Source organism: Mesomycoplasma dispar, from assembly GCF_000941075.1.
GTDB lineage: Bacteria > Bacillota_I > Bacilli_A > Mycoplasmatales > Metamycoplasmataceae > Mesomycoplasma > Mesomycoplasma dispar.
Window position 1 is genome coordinate 893699 of sequence record NZ_CP007229.1, and the last position, 21720, is coordinate 915418.

Genomic DNA, 21720 nt, shown 5'->3' on the forward strand with positions numbered 1-21720 from the left:
AAGTTGTTTCACCGTATTCTCGTGGAATACTTAAAATTGCATTATCTAATTCTTTAATATCTTTTCTTTTATTATATGAATCATCTGAATCTAACTGTAAAAATAATTTAACTTCAGGAGTTTTAAAGTTTTTTTCTTGATTATCTTCACCATATGATATTTTAAAACTAAATTTAACTGGAAGAATTTTCCCTTGATTTTGTGTGCCTTGGTTCTGGGCACCTTCGGCTTTCTTACCTTGGTTTTGAGCGCCCTCTGCTTTTTTACCTTGGTTCTGAGCACCTTCAGCTTTCTTACCTTGGTTTGGGGTTCCTTCGGATTTAGGAGAAGCGTCAGTTTCCGCTTTCTTTATTTTTTCTTCTACACTAGATTTTTCTTCTTCAGTTTCTTTAGTAAATTCCAAACTATATTTAAGATTTTCATCTAGTTTAGTTCAAGATTTAAAGTTATCAAATTGGGCAGCTTTTAGGAAAAAAGCCTTCAACACATCGCCAAATTTTTCAAATTTGGTTCCTTCGGTTAATTTTTTGTCATCATTCGGTTTTGTTGGATTATCAAATTGTGGAATTTTATGTTTTTTTAGTTCATCAAAAACTTCAACATCTGTTTTTTTGCTAGTTAAAGTTTTCTTAATTTCATCTGGCAAAATTAAAGTTCCATAAAATCCAAAACCACTTAAATCTTGTCAAAGATCGTTAAATGAAAGTTTTTTGATTTCAGCTTCGGTTGAAGTTTGTGCAGGAGCTGCAGCAACTGGAGCAGCAACTGCAGTTGGTTGCGTCGTTGCAGGTGTTGCTTTTGGTTTCAATTCAACCTTATCAGCTTCAGCAAACATATTTCCTTTTGATTCTAAAAGGCTTTTTGGTAATGTTACTTTTTCATCAACAATTCCTCATTTTTTGCTAAGCTCAAATAAGGTTTCTAAAATTGTTTTTTGATCTTTTGTTAGTAGATCTTGGAAAAAACTTGCAACTTGGTGACCATCACGGAAAAAATCACGGGAATTAATTGCTGAAACATTTTTATCAGCGGTTGACTTTGCTTCATCACGTGATAATTTTTTAATATCTTCAAGTTTTGGAAATCTTGTTTTTCCAGTTCAAGAATCAAGAAGTGAAAAATAAGGGCCGAAGTCAAAATCGTAATTACTTGCTAAAGCTTTACGAATTTCAGTTCTGTTTTTATCGCTATCCTTAAAAAGTTCTTCAAATTCTTCTTTTGCAAGCGGTCTTGATGAAGTTCTAATTTGTCCGCCTGCTGCAAAAACAGCCTGTTTTTTCTTGACATCATCTTGACTTTGACCAAGTTTTTCTAAATAACGGCGACTAAACAAATCTTTGTTTTGTTTTGGTAATTCTTTTTGGTCTAAATTTTTAAATCCAGATAATTCTAAAACTCCAGGTTTAGTTGCAATTTGTGAAGAAGAACTTCCTCCTTGTAAGAAAAATCCGTCGTTTATTGCGATTGTATAAGGAATTAAAACTTTAGTTTTATCATTTTTATCAATAGTTGCTTTGAAAGTATCAAATGAATAACTAAGTGATGAAGTTTTATGATTTTTAAATTTTTCTTCTAGTTTTCCGTAGGAAAACCCAAGTTTGCTTGATTTTAATAGTTTATCAATTTCCGATTTTGTGTTTTTTGATCTCTCACTTTGATCACTAAAAAATCCTGATTTAACATCGGCAAGAAATTCGGAAGCAAATTTGCTGCTTGTTGTATCAGCAAAATCGGATGCAACAGGATTTTTTAAAGTTAAATTACTAATAAAATCATTTAAATCTAAAAAATAAGAAGTTTTATCTTTTTTTTCTAATTTAACAGCATTAATAATTCGTTTAAAATCAACATTTGAACCAAGAGTTTCGCGAGCATCAGTTGTTAAATCTGCCTCTAAAAAGAAAGAAGGAACTTGGTTTTGGACGCTAACATATTGATTTGTTGAACGATCACGGATAAAATTAAAATCAAAAATTCTACCAGTTTGGTTAGGAATTTTGTTTTCTTCTGAATTATTTAAACTTTCAACTAAATTATTAAGGGTTGGGAAATAGGAGGCAAGTTTGGTACCAAAATCTTTCGGACTTAAAGATTGATTCAAATCTTGTTGGAAATGGACTGCACGAAGTGTTGATACATCTTTTTGATTTGAAGAAGTTGGTAGAGTAGCTGACTTTGATGTTGTAGTTTTCTGCGAACTTTGTCCTTCATCGGCGAAATTACTAATTTTAGTAGATAGTAAATTCTGAATTTTCTCATTTAATTTGTCGGTAATTTTTTTAAGCGAAAAATTGAACTCGGCAATTAAAAGATTCGCTTGTTTAGCAAAAGCAACAGTTTGTTCGTAAATATCAGATTTTGCAACATCACCATTTGCAAGTTTTTGACTTGCTTGAAATTTAACTTTGAAATTTTGATTAGCATCATCAGGGACAATTTCGAGAATGTGGTACTTTATTTTTGCACTTGTAAATTCGGTATCTTCGAAATTAATTTTTTCAAGATCTTCACCATTTTTTTGGAAAAAAGAAAACGATTTTAGAACCTCATCTGGGTTTTTAATCTGGTTATTATTATCTAAAAGTGCATTCTTAACTGTCTTATAATCGGAATTAGGATCAAAGGCGTCAAGACTAAACGCTAAATTTGAAACTTTTGCAGCAAAATCGTTAGCCTTTTTACGCGGATTTTCAGAATTATATTTTGCTGTCGAACTAAGTCCAACAGTTAAACCAAAAATTCCAATACCAACAATTCCGCTTGCTAAACCAATTTTAAACGTTTTTGATTTTAGCAATTTGTTCATACTCTAACCTCCTCGGTATTGATTAGGAAGATAAATTTTTTTAGAATTTAGTTCCGCACTTATGAAAATAAAATAAAAAGCAAAATTAGCAATAAAAATAATATTTTAATGCTAATTTTCTTTAAAATTTTTTCAATAAGCAACTAAATTTAAAAAATTTACTAGATTTGCACAATAAAATTATACCAACTTTTGTTTACCAAAAAAAAAAAAAAAAAACAGAAAAATACTAAAATCCGTATCTGTTTAAGCATTATTTACATCTTTTTATATTAAAATCAAATCCAACTATAGCGTTTTTAAAAACAATAAAATTGGACTTTCAGTTGAAAAGAAAAAATATTTTTTCATTATTTTTTAATTATTTTTAAGCATAATTTTTAACTAAATTCTCATTTAATTCGATTTTATCGACATTTTTCTCAAAAATAATCTTTAGATTTTTAGGAACAAGAACTACTTGAAAGCCAACATTAGAAAAATTGAATGCATTATTTGCAAATGGCAACTCTCATTTCTTGCAAAAACATCGGTTCAAAAAGTCGTTTTTAGGATCAATTGCGCTAAAATGAATTTCATTTTCAGTTTTCTTAAACGGAATTAGCCAATTAATTAATTGGTAGGAATTTTTTTCATTTTTTTGATGAATTTGCAAATATTTATCAATTCAGGTTTCAAAAATAAGCATATTTTGACTCTGAAGTACATTATCTAGTTGCTTATTTTCTAAAAAGTCTTTTTCAAAATTTTTAATTAATTCTGCTTCAGTCAATTTTGACTCATCTTTATTTAATTCTTTTCATCTTTTAATAATTAGATTTTGAAAATCCTCTTTTGTTTTGATAATTACGTGTGAATCTTTAAAAAAAGGATTGTTAAAACGATCTATTTTATCATTTAAAGAAGTTAAAATTGAACTAGAATTTCGGTGAATTTTTTCTTTTTCTTGAACTGAAAACAAAAATTTTTCAAAATTGTTTTTGATTTTATTATTCAAAAATTCTTGCTTGATATCTTTGTATTCATTTTTAAGATGTTCAAAAATTTTAAGAAACTCTTTTTGAACTTCTAGCGAAATTGCTTTCTGATTGAGTTTATCTTTTTTTATATTTTCATCTAACGTTCTATAAGAAACTTTTTTAGATTTTGGAACTTGAAAAACAGTTCAAATAGTAGAATCAACTCTGGGAATAGCATCTTTAACAATACTAAAATTAGCACGAGAAATGTCTGATTCTACAAAAATTTTAATTGAAAATGTTTTATCATCTTCTGAAACTAAAAAATAACGGAAACTATGTAAATAATAACCATAACTTCAGACATCTTCCTCTGATATAAGAATGTTTTTTTTAGTTAGAACGTCTTCAATTTTCTGACCGTCCAAAAATTTATTTTCAAATTCTTTTTTAAAAGCAATTTCACTAATCTTTGGAAAATTAGCAATGTCTTTTGTTTTTAAAACAAAAGAATCAAAAACCTTTGTTTTAAAATCTTGAAAACTAGATATTTCCAAAAATCCTTTTTCATTTAAAAGTTTTTTATCAAACAATTTATCTCATCGATTTTCATATTTTTCCCTTACAACTTCAGAATAAGCTTCAGCTGGGGAAAAAGAAAGTGATTTTATTCCTTTTTTTTGATAATCAATTTGGATCAAACCTTTAAATTCATCAAGAATTTTATCCGTATCAATTTTATTTTCCTCGTCAATTTTGTGATCATCGACGACTTTGCCATCATTTCCAGTAATACATGAAACTAGAATTAAAGGGATAGAAAAACTACCGTTTAATAATAAAGTTTTTATAAAAAGTTTTATTTTATTCATCATTATGCACCAAATAAGTTACTGCAATTTTGTCATCCATTTGCTCTTCTAAATTTAAATTGTTATATTTTTCAATTCTGAATCGAAAAATTCCATCTTCATCAGTTTTATATTCAATTAACTCGTCATTGGTTAAAGTAGCTAAAATTTTTTTAACCTTTTCTCATTCACCATTTTTAGTTTTCTTTTCTAACACAAGATCAAAATCAGTAAACCAAGTTTTATTTTCTTTTAATAATTCCTCCTTATGTCTTAATCACTGTGGATAATTTTTTTGATTTAATTGATCATTGCTTTGTAGTGTTAATTTGTTAACATGATGAACAAAAGACTCTGAAATTCCATAATAATCTGCATATCCATATAAATCATTAAGAGTTTTTAATTCCCTTCCTTTTAGCAACCCGGGATTAAAAAACCACGATGAGGCAATTTTAATTTTTTGACCAGTTTTTAGCGAAATATCGCGGCTTGTATAAACGTTACCAGGTTTTTGCGAGGTTGAAACCGTAAAAGTAACAAGATTTTTGGCGGCTAAAAGCATATTTTCATAATTAACAGTTCCAGCCCCCATTTTTCTTTCATATCCGCTTGGCTTATAATTTAAATTATCTAATTTTGGACTTACAGCAGCAGCAGAAAGTATCGATTTAATCGCAGGAACGTTAAAATCAAGTGACGGGTTATAATCACTGTTTTGTAACAACGCTGAAATTAATCCTGTAACTAAAGGTGCTGAAAAACTAGTTCCTGAATTAACTTTTTTTTGTGTTGGATCATAAAAATAACCAGGAGCAACAACCAATGGTTTTGCAAGTTCGGATAGACTATCTTTAAGTTGATAGTTAGAATAATGTGCTATTTTATTATATGCTAAATTTGAAGGATCAGATTGCTTACCCAGTGAACCAACAACAATTGTATTTAGTGAAAGTTTGTGCGAATTAATTCAAGGATTTCTACCATTAGGTTTTGCACCATTGCCAGCGGAAAAAACATTGATAACACCATATTTTCTTGCTAGAAAATCTAAAAAATAAGCATTATCATCGTAGTCATGTTCATCTGAAAGGTTACTTCCATAACTATGATTAATTACTTTGATTCCCTGGTTTAAAACCATTTCTTCTAATGCTTTTTGTCAACCGCCATCCGTGTCAAAAAAAGCTAAAAATACTTTTGAATCTCGATCAACACCATATTTTCCAGCCGCAATCATTGACACTAGAGTTGCATGTGATTCACCCTTTTCAGAAACAATTTCTTTTTTGTCAGGATTAAAAAAATCAATTTTATGATTAGCAAAATAGGATTCAAATTTTTTATCAAAAATAAGTTTACTTTTTGCAAACTCCAGCACACCTATTTCTTGGGGCATTGGATATTTTGATACTGTTTTGGTAAGTGGAAACCCTTTATATGTTGGTATTCATTCATAATCCTTAATGGGTAATGCGCCTATTCGCTTTTGTTCTTTATCAAACTTTACAATTGAAATATTTTTATCAATCGATTCCTTAAATTTATCCCCATCTTGATGTGGAAAAAAATCTAGGTCTGTATTTTGGTTTTTGTATTTATACTCTTTAGGATAAGAATAACCAGTAGGTTCAGTATCAGGCTCGCTATAATAGTCGTTTCTAATTCGTTTTAAATCATTTTGATTTGCATTTTCATTTTTAAAAACAATAAAACGACTAATTTCCTTTAAATTAATAGTTTTTTTAATAAAATTTTCACGTTCTAATTCATTATCGAAATAGAATCAAGCAAACGGTAAAATACTACTAGTTTCAAAAGATTTGAATTTAAAATTTAAATCTTTTACTAATTTAATAAAATTTTGATTAAAATTTTTTACTTTCTTATCATCTTCAATAGAAAAATCGGGATTTAAAATTAATTTTAGTTCAAAATCATTTGATTTTGGTAACAATGATTTATCACTAGATAAACTTAGAGTTGTCAAAAACGAATCTCTAATTAGGATTTTTTTGTTTGTATTTTTATTGTACCAATATTTTGATTTTTGCAAATAACTAGTTTGCACAAAAATTGGTGTAATAATTAAAGGAATGCCGATAGAATAAAAAAAACTTTTTTTAGATTTTCATCTAAATAATCTAAATCTTTTTCCGTCTCTACCTCCAAATATTTAAAATTAGCACAGATAAGAAATTTATCATAACTTTATTATTAATTTTACCATTAAATGTTAAATTTTGAAATTTTTTCTATTTTATTACTAATTTAGTATATTTTTAACTATTAAAGGTTTTTTCTTGCTTTTCTAAAAACTCTTATTACTTTTCGCTTTTACAGTTTTTACAGTTTAGCTATACTTAATTTCAATAATAATTAATAAACTTAATAAATTAAAATTAATTTTATCAAAACAAAAAATCACACATTTTCGGTGTATTTTTTTTGTTTTTAAATCTTTGTGAAACTAGTAGAATCTAAACATCGATTTTTGCATATTGGGCATTTTCTTCGATGAAAATTTTCCTTAAAGTGACATCGGTTCCCATTAGTGAATCAAAAATTTGCGCTACTTGTTCGACATCGTGAATTTGCACTTGCGACATCCTTCTTGTTGCTGGATCCATTGTTGTTTCTCAAAGTTGTTCTGGGTTCATTTCCCCAAGTCCTTTGTATCTTTGGATGCTAAATTTGGAATTTTCAGCACTAATTTCTGCTAAAATTTTCTCTTTTTCAGCTTCATTATAGGCATAAAGAATCTTTTTGTTTTGTGAAATTTTATAAAGCGGCGGAATTGCAATATAAACAAAACCAAATTCAATTAACTTTTTAAAATAACGGAATAAAAATGTTAGCAAAAGCGAACGAATATGCGAACCGTCTGAATCAGCGTCAGTCATTATAATAATTTTTTGGTAGCGAATTTTGCTGATGTTAAATTCAGGACCTACGCCAGTGCCAAAGGCGGTAATCATCGAAAGAATTTCTTCGTTACGTAAAACTTTTTCTAATTGGAAACGTTGGGAATTAATTACTTTTCCACGTAAAGGTAAAATCGCCTGAAAATGACGGTCTCTTCCCATTTTTGCACTTCCGCCAGCAGAATTTCCCTCAACAATATAAAGTTCAGCAATTTGCGGATTTTTGGTTGAGCAATCTGCTAGTTTTCCTGGAAGTGTGCCAACATCAAAAGCTGATTTTCGTTTAACGGCCTCACGAGCTGATTTTGCTGCCCGCGCAGCTTTTTGGGCGAGCAAATTCCGCTTGATTATTTTCAGGGCATCATCAGGATTTTCAGCTAAAAAGCGTTCAAAAACTTCAGAAAAAGCTTTATTAACAAATTGTCTAACTTCTTTGTTATTCAGTTTTCCTTTAGTTTGACCTTCAAAAATCGGGTTTGTATGTTTGATCGAAATTATCGCAATTAGACCGTCTTTGATATCTTGTTTGTCGAATTTATCAGATTCAGATTTAATAAATTTATGTGATAGTGCGTAATTGTTAAGAATTCGTAAAAGCGCATCAGAAAGACCGATTTCGTGCATTCCGCCTTCAGTATTATGAATATTATTTGTATAACTTTTGATTTGATAGTGATCATCCTCGACATAATTTAGTGCAACTTCGACTTTGATAGTATCATTGTTATGCTCAAATTCTGCTTCAGCATAAATTATTGTATCAATTATTTTTTTATAATTTTTACTAAGTTCGATAACATAGTCGCGAATTCCGCCGTTAAAACAGAAACTCTGCGAAAAGCCATTTCGCTTGTCGTTGACAACAAATTCGATTCCACCTGTTAAATACGCGGTGTTTTTAATTCGACTAACAATTGTAAGAAGTTGAAAACTGTTTTTTTCAAGAATTTCAAAATCGGGACTAAAAACAATTTTAGTTCCGCTTTCGTCACTTTTTAAATCAGAAAGCGCTTTTAAGTCGTCAGTTTTTTGCCCACCATTAATGAATTTTTGGTACCAAATTTTGCCTTCACGACTAATAAAAACTTCCAATTCTTTTGCAAGGGCATTAACTACTGAAGCTCCAACTCCGTGAAGTCCGCCAGAAACTTTATAAGAATTTCCGTCAAATTTTCCACCAGCATGTAAAACTGTAAAAACAACTTCAGCTGCAGAAACTCCGTGTTTTGGGTGAATTCCGACTGGAATTCCCCTTCCATTGTCCTCGATACTAATTTTATGATCATCAAAAATTGTAATTGCAATTTTTGATGCAAAACCAGCAAGCGCTTCGTCAACAGCATTATCAACAATTTCCCAAACTAAATGATGCAATTCGTTTATCCCTGTACCACCGATGTACATTCCTGGACGTTTACGAACCGCTTCCAAACCTTCTAAAACAACAATATTTTCCGCTTGATAATCTTTTGACATAATTAAGTTTTCTCCGACAATTTCCACAATAAATTATACCATAAATTTCAAAATATCTATAAATTAATAGATTATTTTTAATAGAAAAATGAAAAAAGCTTTAAAAAATTTAAAGCTTTTTTTTGGGGATTTTACACTTTCAAAGGAACAGCAAATCAGTTCAACTTTAAATTGAAATCTAAAATCTAAAAATAGATTTCAAAGATTTAGCTATGAATTTATAGGGTTTTTAGTTTTCTTCCTCTTCACTGGAATCTGAATCATCAGAATCCGTTTGTGAATTAACACTTTTTCCTTGCTCTTTTTTAAGTTGTTCTTCAAATTTGCTTTTATCAAATGGTTTATTAAAATCAATGTCAACAACTATTGGAGCATGATTTGACAGGGTTTTAAGTGGATCCCAATTTTGAGAATCCCCTGATTTTTTAGATTTTTTTGAACCACTTTTTCCATTAACGTATTTTTCAAAAGCTTGTTTCAGCGTTTCAGGATCTTTTGGCCCTTGTGGTTCGCTATTTTTTGTATAACCTTCAAGACCATACCAATCAATTCGTTGTGCAACATTTGGATGTGCTGATTGCCCTGTATAAAACATACTGTTCATTGATTCAGAATAACCAATTTTTTTGAAAATTTTTGTTGGCTGGTTAGTTGGCATTAATTGTGAATATGATTTTAATAAATCTTCAAAAACATTAGAATAATGTTTTCTTTTAATGTTGGTTGTCCCAGCAAAAAGAAGATTTTGTGTTGGTTTGTCCTTTTTAAACTGATCAAGGGTGTCTTTTAAATTTGTTGCTTCTGTTAATTCCTGCAAACCTTGACCTGTGTATTTTGAAAAATCAGGGCTAATTTTAGAAATAGTAGAATTTATTGTTCTAGTTGAACTTATTGATTCATCACTTTGAGTTTCACTATCGGATTCTAACATTTTTGATCTAGTTGAGCCTCGTGATCTCGAACGACTTCGACTATTTAATTCTGTTGATCTTGATGAAGTCAAACCTCTTTCAGATCTAGAGGTTCTAGTTTGTTTTTCATCAGGGCTTGTTGCACCTTCGCTATCGAAACTTCCTAAAACAAAAGTTACTTGCCTATTTTTTTCACCGTTTTTAGCATTTTCACCACTTTCTTGTTTTTTTATTAATTCAAATGTGACGCCTACCGGTGGATTTCGCCACATTCTTTCAGTAGAACCAATTTTTTCACCGAATGAAATAAATGGATTTTTAGCATTAATTTGTTGTTCTGCTTGTTGACTTACCATTTTTCAAATTTCCGAATCATAAAGAAAAAGAAACTTACGTTTTCCAGTTTTGGATTTTTTAGGACTTGTTTTTTTAGATCCTCTTTTACCTTGATGACTACCAGAATCTTGGGAAGCACTTTCTTCTTCCTTTTCATCATTAATTTTTTTTACTTCATCTTGGTCATAAATTTCGTATTTTCATCTTGTAATGGATTCAGATTTAGCAGTTTGTCTTAATTTACTATCAACATTTTCTGAAACCGGAGTTTTAATGGATTCTTGAGTTTCTGATTTGTTTTTAAGATTTTCTAATTTTTGCACTAATTTCTTAATTGCATTTTCAATATTTTTTTTACTTACATCTTTTAAAACAAGACCGGCAACGGTTGGGTTCATTTTCTTAAATACTTCAAAAATTAACTCAAGAGCAGAATCATCGTTTGATTCTTCAGTGCTAACTTTAGTTCTTCTATTTGTTGTTGAATTAGAGAACCCATATTTATCAATATTTCAAAAACCAAAACGTACTAAATTTGGTGTTTCCTCTGGCTTTTCTAGATCTCTTTTTTCTTGATTTTCGGTTGGTTTCTTCCCTGTTCTTTGTGATTCCTCTCCATTTTCGTTCAGTTTTTGTTCTTTTTCCTTATCTGATTCTTGTTTATCTTCTTCAGGTTTTTTATTTTGTTCTTCTTCAGATGCGTCTTTATCTTTTCTCTCTTCTACTTTTTTATCTGTATCTGATTCTTTTTTAGTTTTATCTTGATCTTTTTCTTCAGGTTTGTCTTGATCTTGACTAGAGTTACTACTATTTTTATCTTGATCTTCAGGAGAATTTTCAGGTTTGTCGGCATCTTCAGGACTTACATCTTTTTGTTCTTCAGGGATTTTTCCAAACCTTAATTTTTGTAGTTTTTCTCCCTCAATTTCAATGGTAGTTTGATCCTTAAAATAAAGACCTGTAGTAAAATCAACAACTAAAGGTGAATTTATACCTGAATTATTTGACTCAATTTTTTTAACTAGATTTTGCGTTTGAGTCATCAAACCGTTTGTAATTTTGTTGGAATTATTAATTAAAGCATCAAAGTTTTCCTTACCTAAACCAGTTCCAAGTTTTCGATTTTGATCCGTTGAAGTTAGGAAAATTACTTCAGAAATTCCTGATTTTTTCTTGAATTCTTCAATAATTTCTGCTAATTTTTTAGTTGGTTGTGAATTTTGTGCCTGTTTTATTACAGTTTTTTCTTCATCACTAAACAAGACAGGATCATAAATCCTGTCTTGTTTAGTGTCTAATTCCTCTTCTGATTCTTTTATAATTTTCTCAGTATTTTCTTGTGGTTTTTGCTCTTTTTCTTGACCTTTTTGAACAAAATTACCCATAATAACTAAAAATTCTTTGTTATTATTGAGCGCTTTAAAACCAAGCGCAACTGGAAAAGTATTATTTATTTGCTGATCTGATACTAAAAAAGGGTCAGAATTAGAATCTCTAATGTGTTTTCCAGAAAGTTTTAATTCGTTCTTTTTATAGAAAAAACTGTACTTTTTCGATTCGTTTTCCTGGTTTTGTTCATTTTTTGAACTAACTTGTACTCATTCAGATTTGGAATTTTCACTATTTGAGTTTAGATTTTCTAAAATTTTACTAGAATTTAAATCACTGTTTTTATCGATATTTTCCGATAAAGCCATCAATGAAGATTTTGTGTCTAAAATTGTTTTTGCAATGTTGCTAAAATCTGCTTGATCATCAAAAGTAGTTAAATTCCAATAGCCAATTCGCACATTTTGCACAATTTGTTCTGGATTTCCTGTAATTCGATTCCAATATCTGCCAGGATGAACAATTTTGTCATAAAGAAAATTATATCCAGCTTTTTGTGGATTAGACTTATAATTTCACTGAATTGGACCAGGTTTTAAAAATCCTGGAGTAATTTTTACATTGGTTTTTGCTTCTTTTTTTATGCTAAAACTTTCAAAAACGTTTGAAGCCGTATTTTTTTCTTTTTTTTCCTGAAAAACTTTTTCAGAAGGATTGTGATTAGTAAAACCAAGTAAAAGTCGATCGTCATTAAAATCAAAATTAACAATTTGCTGATTTGAATTAGTGCTTTTAGAATGACTAACAGGATGTTTTTTGAAATTGTGACTATAAAAATTATCTGTAAATCCCGTTGTGATAATTGGGATAAAAATTAAACTAGATGTTAAAAAGGAAATTAATGAAATTCTCTTAATTTGCTGTTTGTTTTTCTGCTTCCGATGCATTAATAATTATTATAAAATTGAATTTCTGAATAATTTTATAGAACTATGACAAAAAAGAGAAACTTTGAACTAATTTTCATTTTAAACTTAATTGAAATTAAAACTATAATCCCATTTTTGTATAATTTTACTACAAAAATGGGATTATTCTACAGATTCAAGTTTGTATTTAATCGCGGATTTTTCATCCTTTTAAAGTTTAAATTGATAGTATTTTTAGAATTTTTAACCTAAAAAATTTATTTATGATACCGAAAATAAATTTTTTAGGTTAATGAAATGTTTTGCACGACTGTTTTTGCTGTCTTCACTGTTTTTTGATAATCGCTCTAACCTGCAACTTTCATAAAAAGTTTCCCTATCGCTAGCACATTTATCAATTTCAACTATTGATTTTTGCGAAATTATTTTGTTTAACGATTCGATTGTGCTATAACCATAGCATTCTAAATTTTCATTATTAACTTCACTAACATAACAAACCATTGCGCTCACATGTGGAGTGTTAATTTGGTTTTTTTGATAGTTTCGGTAGCCGATGAAAAAATCAAGAAAAGAATCCAAAATTAACTTTGTTTTTTCAGGATTTATATCACTTTCACTATCTTTGATTTCAATAAAAAATTGGTGACTAACATCAAAGTCGTTATTTTTGTTTCTTTTCCCAATAATAAAATCAGGGTAAATTTTCTTTAGACTGCCATCTTCGTTATCGAAATAATCAAGCGAAGGATTTTCTTCATTGATATGAGGTTTTGTTCAGAAAAATTCTGTACTTTTTAATGGAGGTTTAATATTTTTGCTATATTTTTTTAAAATTTTCAAAAATTCAACTTCATTTCTAGAATCAAGTGGAATATTATTTTCATTTTCAGCTATTTTTCCACTTTTTTTAGTATATTCGTAAGTAAAAAATTCATCAATTTTTGCTATTTTTTCGCCTTTTTTCTTGTTTTTGCTATTTTCAGTTTCGCTTTCAAATTTATAAACTTGCTCATAAGGAAGTTTAACTTTTTTAATTTTGTAAGTAAGTTTTTGATTTTTTACTTTTTCAAGTGTTTGTCTAAAAAGTGTGCTAATTTTGGCTATGTTTTTATCCAAAAACAAAAATCAAAACATATTCAAACTGATTGTGTATATTTTTTCGCGATCAACTTTAATTTTAGAAATAATTTTGCTGTAAAATTCAGTTTCAATACGATTTATTAAATAATCATTTAGTAAATTTTGATATTTATTTTTTAACTCAAGAACAATTTCTTTTAATCCAAGAAGGTTATAAATTTCATAGCCAGCTTGCTGTTGTGATTCGCCATAATTTCTAAAAAACCCAGAAATATATCGATTAGGATTTTTTGAATTCAGTCACTGATCAACTTTTTGTTCAAAAATACTATAAATACCGCTGTTTTTGTATTTTTCTTTTTCAAAAAATGTCGATTCTAAAAAAAATAAATGACTTTCAGTTTCAGCAATTTGAATAACATTTTGCTTTTCAAAATTATTTTCGCTCTTCTTTTTGTATTCACAGTTAATAAAATTTGCTAAAATTTGCAGAACTTTATTGTTATAATCACTTAAAAAAGCATTATCACTAGTTAAAAATTGCCCATTTTCTGCTAAATTTTTTGGCAATTGGTGTTCGCCAACAATAATTTTGATTGATTTATTTTCATTTTTTAAAGTATAAGTTTTTAGCTCAAAACCTTGAATTTTATTGTCTTTTTTGTTACTATAAACATAATATTCAAGACCTGGATGAACTAATTTTGCATTTTTGATCAACCCTGGATTTGGATTTCTTTTGATTCTACCAAGGGTTTGAATTGTCAAATTCTTCGAGCTAACTTCACGTAATTGCACTAACATACAAGCGCGCGGAATGTCTCATCCAGTTGCAGGTCCAACTTTAAAAATTATCACATCTATAGGTGATAAATTATTTGAGACATCGGCAAGTTTTCAATTTTTAAAACCTTTTAAATTAGAATCGATATCATTTTCACCAAAATATTTAAAATAAGTTAGACCTTCTTCCTTGATAATTTCAGTGATTTTTTGAATTTGAACATTAAATTCTTCGGCTTTCTTTTCTGTTTTGTTTTCAACTTGGATCAACATTGCAGGATAAATCGATTTTAATTCTTGATTTTCACGGTAAGATTCTTTTATTTTTTTAAATTTTTGACATGCCGTTTTTAAAATAATTTCACTATTTACCTCTTGATTTTCTTCAAATCCTTGATTAAAATTTAAACGTGATTTAATTAAAAGTGGCTCATCATGTAGCAAATCTTGGTCACTAATTTCGTATAAATTACTAAAATTTTCAGGAGTTGCCGTCATTTTGAGAATAAAAGTCGCGGTTTTTTGAATATCATCCTCAAATTTTAGAAAATCTGCATCTTTTTTACTAGAATCAGAATCGCCGATATGAGCTTCATCACGGATGTAAATTAGTCGATACTTTTGATTGCTAATTTGATTTTTGAAACTATAGAAAACATTTTGTTCCTTCATTATCGTGTTTGCTCGGAAACTAGCACCACTTAAAATATAAATTTTGTTCCTTTTTGCTTTTATTGTAAAATCTTGTTCACTAATTTTACGACTTTTAGCTTGTGCGGTAGGGCTTTGAATATGCTCAATTTCAATTTCGTTATCATGACCTTTGTATTCATTGAATTTTCGATAAATTTGTCCAGGTAAATCAGAAGATGCAACTGTACAAACGACAAAAATTAGCCGTATTTCAGAATTATTTAGAAATTTTTCCCGTAATCTTTTAATAAATTCAAACATCATAAAAGTTTTTCCAGAGCCAGTTGGGGCTTTTAGATTAACAAATTCTTGATATGGTCTATTAAATTCTGCTTGATTTCCTAGATGAATTTTCGAAGCGAGCAAATGTTGGACTGCCTTATCTAAAATTCAGTTAATTGCTTTTTCTTGTGATCTACTTGCTTTCATATTTATCCTTTTTTCTAATTTAATTGCGGTTTTAACGATTTTAATGCTTGAATAATTTCAGTTTCATTATTAAAAATACTTTTTTTAGAATTGACATTAAAATTAATTAGCATTTTTTTGAACTTCTCAAATAATTCGGCTAAAACTTTATCATTTTCAAAAACAGAAACATCATAATAACTGATTTTATAGGTATTTAAATTGGACTTAAAGGGTTTGTTGTCTTTTGTTCAGTCAATTTCTCTGTTTTTATCAAGATTTTTTGGGCTTTTTTGCCCAAAATTTATCCGATAAAGTCTTTCAAAAGTGATATTTTCGCCGATCTGATTTTCATTATTTGTTACTAAAACATAACTGCGATTTCCGCCATCTTTGTGATTTAGATCTAAAACTGCCTGCCCTGTTGTCCCACTTCCTGCAAAAAAATCCAAGATTTTAGCATCTTTATTTGGATGTAAATTGATTAAAAATTTGATTAATTCAACTGGTTTGGGATAGGGAAAAAGATTTTTATCACCTAGAATTGAAACTAAATCCTTTTTTCCTAAACTTGTTATTACACTTCTTGTTTTTAATTGTTTTGTTTTAGGTTTCTGTTCAACTTTTTTAGATTGGTTATTTTCATCTTTAACATCTTCCTCTATTATAACTTCAATTATGTTTCCAAATCTTATGCCAGCTAATCTAAATTTAATTAATTCATTATTATTTCTGGCTTTAGGATTAAAACTTATTTTTTCATAATGTTTTCGATATACTTTTCAATATTTTGTGCCGCTTTTTTTGTCAATTTCTTCTTTGATTTCAATAAAACCTAATTCTTTACCTTTTTGAAAAGATTCAAAACCTCAAGTATAACGTCCAGTTTTAGGGTTTAAAACATTACGATAATCAATAAATTTCGTCCCATCGGGCGCTTCTATTTCATAGTCAAGTGATTCAATATATTGAAAATTTTGAGATGATGCACTATGAAAAAGTTCAACTCTTTTATAATAACCTCTTTCTTCAAAAAATTCATCCTTATATTTAAAGTCTTTTCGTTCTTCGCCAGTATAAATTTTATAATTAAAATCACATTTGTTAATATTTTTACAATACAAAAGAACATATTCACTATAAACATCGATAGAATTCTGTTTTGTAGTGTTTCCGCTAGGGCTATTTTTCTTGATTCAAATTAAATTAGCAACAAAATTTTCTTCGCCAAAAATTTCATCCATTAAAACTTTTAGATAGGCTTGTTCGTTATCATCGATTGAAACAAAAATAATTCCATCGTCTTTTAAAAGTTTTTTTGCCAATTTTAGCCTTTCATTTAAAAGATTTAATCAGCCATTTCGACTAAATTTATCACGGTAAATAAATTTTTTTGCTGAAATTTCACTTGAAAAATTATTACCATCATTTCCCGTCGTCTCGGTATTATAAGGCGGATCGATGTAAATTATGTCGTATTTTACAGTACTTTTTGCGCTACTGCTCTCTCTCTCTCTCTCTCTCGATGGCTAAAAGATTTTGAAGTGCATCGAAATTTTCACCAATTATTAAATGATTTTTTGGGAAATTATTCTCGCCTTCAAAAGAAAGACTTTCATCTTTTTCTAGAATTCCAACGGTTGAAGAATCCGAAATTGGAGCCTGATCAAAAGTAAAACCAACTTTAACTCTTTGCAGTAAAAAACCAAAAACTGCTTGTAGATCAAGGTTTTTTTCAGCGGATAATTTCAAAAGTTGTTTGCAAATTTGTTTTTGTTCACTGTTTAGTTCATTAACAGAAATTTCATCTAAAATTTTTAGTAAATTTTCAAGATTTTTACTTTCGTTTTTCATAATTTTTTCCTTTTTTTTATAAAAATAAAAAAAACGGCTTAATATATTAAAATTAAACCGTTTTTGAAATTAATGATTTTTAAAAAAGAACATTTTAGTCTAACTTTTTATTATAACTAAGTCCTAATGCGTTTAAAATTACTTGAATTACAAAGTTAAATGGTTTGTTGAAGTGAGGGAGGAAATAAAAATCAGAAAGGGCAATTTCAGGTAGTTTTAGACCTTTTTGGATTGCAAGGGAAAGGAAATAAATTACTTCGGTGTGATTAAATTGTTTTCCGTATGATCCAATTTGGGCTCCAACTAATTTAAGTGTGGATTTTTGGTAGGTAATTTTAATTCAAACCTTTGATTTTTCCTGCATAAATTCTGGACGATCTCAATCTTCGAGATATTCAGTGACAATATCATCGATTCCCATTAATGAACATCCTCTTTCACAATAACCAGTTGATGCATAATTAAATCCAAAAACGGAAATTGCATTTGTACCAACATAACCAGGGAAAGGAATATCGTTTCGACCTGCAAGGTGAAAAGCGGCAACTATTCCAGATTTTACAGCATTTGTTGCAAGCGCAATATGTGCGTGTTTTTGTGTTACATTATGAAGCATTGCCGCTGAATCACCAATTACATAAAGATCTTTATCACTTAAACAGCGTTGAAATTCATCAACTTTAATTGCACCATTTGGTGTTTTTTCAACATCAGCTAAAATTTTTGTATTTGGTGAAAAACCGATTGCTAAAATTACAAGATCAGCAGCGTATTTTCCTTTATCTGTTTCAACAAAAGCAACTTTTTTGCCACTTTCATCGGCAATAAAGCGAAGAACTTTTTGTCCAAATTGCAAATTAATTCCTTCAGCACGAATTTTTTCTTCCATTTTGGAAGTAAATTCCTGATCAAAATAGTTAGGAATAACTCGATCTTGCATATCGATTAGCGTTGTTTTTTTACCGTATTTATGAAAAGCTTCGAGCAATTCGATTCCGATATAACCACCACCGATAATGATTACGTTTTTAATTGAAGGGTCAACAGCTTTTTCCTTAATTGCTTTTGCGTGGGTAAAAGTTTTTGAAACTAAAATGTTTTTAAGATTAATTCCTTCAAAAGGCGGAATAATCGGTCAAGTTCCACCAGCAAAAACTAACTTATCGTAATTATCTTTAAAAGTTTCGCCAGTAACTAAATTTTTAACAGTAACTATCTTATTTTTCCGATCAATTTCGAGAACATCGTGCTCTAAATTAACGTTAATTCCCATCGCTTTTAGTTGTTCAGGATTTGAATAAAAAAGTCCAGATGGATCACTGAACTCGTCTGATACTCAAAGCGCAATTCCACAACCTAAAAATGAAATATCAGTATTTCTATCATAAGAAACAAGTTCTGCCTGTGGATAAATTGTTTTCAATGTTCTTAAAAATGAAGTTCCAGCGTGATTTGTTCCAATTGATATTATTTTCATAAAGTACAACCCCTATTTTCTTTTGTTAAAAAAAAGGAAAAATTAAATATTTTTATTTAATTTAAGAAAATTATACTATATTTTTTCATTTACTTTTGTAAAAAGTAGAAAAAGGTCAAAATTATTTTGGTTATAATTTGGTCAAAAGAACATTAATTATTAAAATGCTGGAAAACTAAAATAAAAGTGTTGCTTATCTTTCTTCTTTGAGTAATTTTTTTAATTATGGAATAAATTCGTAATTTTTTAATTTCAATTAAAAAATTAATAAAAAATATATTAATTATAATTAAAATGATTTATTAGTAAATTAGCCTAAAAAGTCTTCTTTTTATTATTAGTTTTTTTCTCAATTTGTCACTTTTAACTGAATTTTTTAGTTCATATTTTTTTCTTTTTATGTTATAATTAATATATTTTGCTGACTTGGTGGATGTGGCGAAGTGGTTAACGCATCGGGTTGTGGCTCCGACATTCGCGGGTTCGATCCCCGTCATCCGCCCCATTTCTCCATTCGGGGATTATAACTCTAATTTTTTATTAATAAATTAGAGTTTTTTTTATTTTTTTGGTAATAAAAAAAACATTCAGAACCCGATCCTTTGATTCTGAATGTTTTCTGTGGATTTTTAAACAGTTTTAAACTATGACTCCATAATTTTACGGATTTTGTCAATAATTTTTTCTTTTGTAATTGAGTGGAAATTTTCCCCTTTTGCAAGCGGAACAGTGATATCATATCCAGTTAGACGAGCTGGAGCTGATTCAAGATACTCAAATGCTTTTTCGTTAACACGGGCAATTATTTCTGCTGAAACTGAAAATGATTTAACTGCTTCGTGAACGATTAAAATTCTTCCAGTTTTTTTCACAGATTCAATAATTGTTTCAGTATCAAGTGGTTTAATTGTTCTAAGGTCGATTAGTTCAACATCAACTTCTTCAAGTCCTGGTGTAGATGTAAGTTGTTGAATTGCCGCGATTGATTCATGAACTTGTGCACCGTAAGTAACGAGTGTTAAATCAGAACCTTCTTTAATTACGTTTGCTTTTCCGATTGGAACTTCGTAAATTCCTGCTGGAACTTCTTGTTTAAAAGCACGGTAGATTTTTTTTGGTTCAAGGAAAACAACTGGGTCTGGGTCGTTAATTGCGGCAATTAAAAGACCTTTAGTGTCGTAAGGGGTTGAAGGCATTACTACTTTTAGTCCTGGAATGTGGGCATAAAGTGCTTCAATTGCTTCTGAATGGTGCTCAAGCGCACGAACTCCTCCCGCCATTGGCATTCGCATTACCATTGGAACAGTGAAACGTGAACGAGAACGGTTACGATAACGAGCGGCATGAACGAAAAGTTGTTGAAACGCTGGGAAAGAAAATCCTTGAAATTGCATTTCAATTACTGGACGAAGACCAGCGATCGCTGCACCAACTGCAACACCACAAATTGATGCCTCGGCAATTGGTGAATCTCAGGCACGTTCAATTCCGTATTTTTTTTGTAAACCTTCGGTTGCGCGAAAAACTCCACCTTCAAAACCAGCATCTTCTCCTCATAGAACAACGCGAGGGTCTTTTTCCATCATTAAATCAAGGGCATTTGTGACTGCGCCGATATTGTTAAGAGCGATTTTGTCTGAATTTGCCATTATTTTGCTCCTTTAAAAAATTCAAGTGCTTCTTGTTTTTGCTCTGCAAGTTCTTCTGGTAAAACTTCGTAAGTATGATCGAAAATTTCATCAATTGTTGAATCAAGACCTACAAGTGATTTTTCGTAAGTATCTTTGACAACGGCAAGAGCATCATCTCAAATTTTTTGTTTTGCTTCAGGAGCTAAAATGCCACGGTCGAACATAAATTTTTCAATCCTGTGCATTGGCTCTCATTTTTCATGTTCTTTTTCTTCTTCTTCAGTACGGTAAATTCTTGGATTATCAGAAGAAGTATGAACACCTTGACGTCAGGTTACAAACTCAACTAGAACAGGACCGTTTCCAGAACGAGCATAATCAACGGCTTCTTGAATTACTTCATAAGAAGCTAAAAGGTCGTTTCCGTCAACACGAAGCCCAGGAATTCCAGCCGCCATTGCTTTTGCTGCAATTGTTGTCGCTCCATTTTCGTATTTATTTGGAGTAGAAATTGCTCATTGATTGTTATTTACACAGAAAACTACTGGTCATTTTCAAATGCTTGCAACGTTTAGAGCTTCGTAAAATTCACCCTCAGCAGTTCCACCGTTTCCGATAAAACTCATTGCAACAATGTTTTTCCCTGTTAGTTTTGCAGCATAAGCGATTCCAGCTGCGTGTGAAAATTGAGTTCCGATTGGAATGTTAATTGGTAAAACATTAACGCCTTCAGGAATTACATTCCCTTTTTCGCTTCCGTTTCAATATTGCATTTGTCTGATCATTGGCACGCCAAGATATAACATTGTTGCATTTGAACGGAAAGCTGGAACAAATCAATCTTCCTTTGTAAGCGCCATACCAGAAGCAACTTGGAGAGCTTCTTCACCAAAGTTAGGAGCAAAAGTCAACATTCTACCTTGACGTTGCAATTGTGTCATATATGTGTCTTGTTGACGTGATAAGACCATAAATTCATAGGCTTTTTTAATTTGCTCGCTTGAAAGGCGGATATCTTTTTTTTCATCAATTGGACCAAAAACTGTTGAATTTAAAAGATTTCCGTCAATATCAAGAAAACGGATCATTTCTTCATCTTTTGCCATAATTTGGCCTTGCTTTACATAGCGAAATTTGTCCATATGTCTCCTTTTTTATACTTTTTTCGTAGTTTTTTGCAAAACTCAAGAAAAAACCCAAAAAATTTTACTTGAGTTGAAAAATAAACTTACAAGTAATATTATACATTAAATAGATTTAATTATTATTT

The 21720-nt window shown here is 29.7% G+C and carries 10 protein-coding genes, 1 tRNA gene and 1 pseudogene; 1 reads left to right on the plus strand and 11 read right to left on the minus strand.

Features of this window, described 5'->3' with window-relative positions; translation table 4 throughout:
- Window positions 1–213 precede the first annotated feature (213 nt).
- From MDIS_RS03135 to MDIS_RS03175, 9 genes and pseudogenes are all read right to left on the minus strand, one after another.
- Window positions 214–2806, minus strand: a pseudogene (locus MDIS_RS03135) (P97 family adhesin); the annotation flags it as partial.
- 367 nt (window positions 2807–3173) lie between these two features.
- Window positions 3174–4640, minus strand: a complete 1467-nt coding sequence (locus MDIS_RS03140; protein WP_129640158.1) for a restriction endonuclease subunit S domain-containing protein — start codon at window positions 4638–4640, stop codon at window positions 3174–3176.
- Window positions 4630–6687 (minus strand): S8 family serine peptidase, encoded by a 2058-nt coding sequence (locus MDIS_RS03145; RefSeq protein WP_144402873.1) that lies wholly within the window; start codon window positions 6685–6687, stop codon window positions 4630–4632. Before MDIS_RS03145 ends, MDIS_RS03140 begins: the two co-directional genes overlap by 11 nt.
- Before the next feature lie 409 nt (window positions 6688–7096).
- Complete coding sequence (locus MDIS_RS03150) at window positions 7097–9016, minus strand: DNA gyrase subunit B (RefSeq protein ID WP_044635607.1); 1920 nt, start codon at window positions 9014–9016, stop codon at window positions 7097–7099.
- A gap of 229 nt (window positions 9017–9245) precedes the next feature.
- Window positions 9246–12539, minus strand: coding sequence for an exonuclease/endonuclease/phosphatase family protein (locus tag MDIS_RS03155; RefSeq protein WP_044635608.1), 3294 nt, complete (start codon window positions 12537–12539; stop codon window positions 9246–9248).
- 243 nt (window positions 12540–12782) lie between these two features.
- Window positions 12783–15509 (minus strand): DEAD/DEAH box helicase, encoded by a 2727-nt coding sequence (locus tag MDIS_RS04010; RefSeq protein WP_052506236.1) that lies wholly within the window; start codon window positions 15507–15509, stop codon window positions 12783–12785.
- A gap of 14 nt (window positions 15510–15523) precedes the next feature.
- Window positions 15524–16960, minus strand: a complete 1437-nt coding sequence (locus MDIS_RS03165; RefSeq protein WP_318024071.1) for a site-specific DNA-methyltransferase — start codon at window positions 16958–16960, stop codon at window positions 15524–15526.
- Window positions 16961–16985: 25 nt separating this feature from the next.
- Entirely contained in the window at window positions 16986–17342 is a 357-nt protein-coding gene (locus MDIS_RS04440) for a hypothetical protein (RefSeq protein ID WP_044635609.1), read from the minus strand.
- A 94-nt stretch (window positions 17343–17436) separates the two neighbouring features.
- Window positions 17437–18819, minus strand: a complete 1383-nt coding sequence (locus MDIS_RS03175; protein WP_044635610.1) for an FAD-dependent oxidoreductase — start codon at window positions 18817–18819, stop codon at window positions 17437–17439.
- Window positions 18820–19248: 429 nt separating this feature from the next.
- On the opposite strand from MDIS_RS03175, the gene MDIS_RS03180 reads away from it, so the two are divergent.
- Window positions 19249–19324, plus strand: a tRNA-His gene (locus MDIS_RS03180).
- 139 nt (window positions 19325–19463) lie between these two features.
- Here the strand turns inward: MDIS_RS03180 and MDIS_RS03185 are convergent.
- Together MDIS_RS03185 and pdhA are read right to left on the minus strand one after the other, a co-directional pair.
- The gene (locus MDIS_RS03185; RefSeq protein ID WP_044635611.1) at window positions 19464–20468 is read right to left on the minus strand and encodes an alpha-ketoacid dehydrogenase subunit beta; all 1005 of its coding nucleotides are present in this window, start codon (window positions 20466–20468) and stop codon (window positions 19464–19466) included.
- Window positions 20468–21592, minus strand: a complete 1125-nt coding sequence (pdhA, locus tag MDIS_RS03190; protein WP_044635612.1) for a pyruvate dehydrogenase (acetyl-transferring) E1 component subunit alpha — start codon at window positions 21590–21592, stop codon at window positions 20468–20470. The genes MDIS_RS03185 and pdhA overlap by 1 nt, the downstream gene beginning before the upstream one ends.
- Between the last annotated feature and the right edge of the window lie 128 nt (window positions 21593–21720).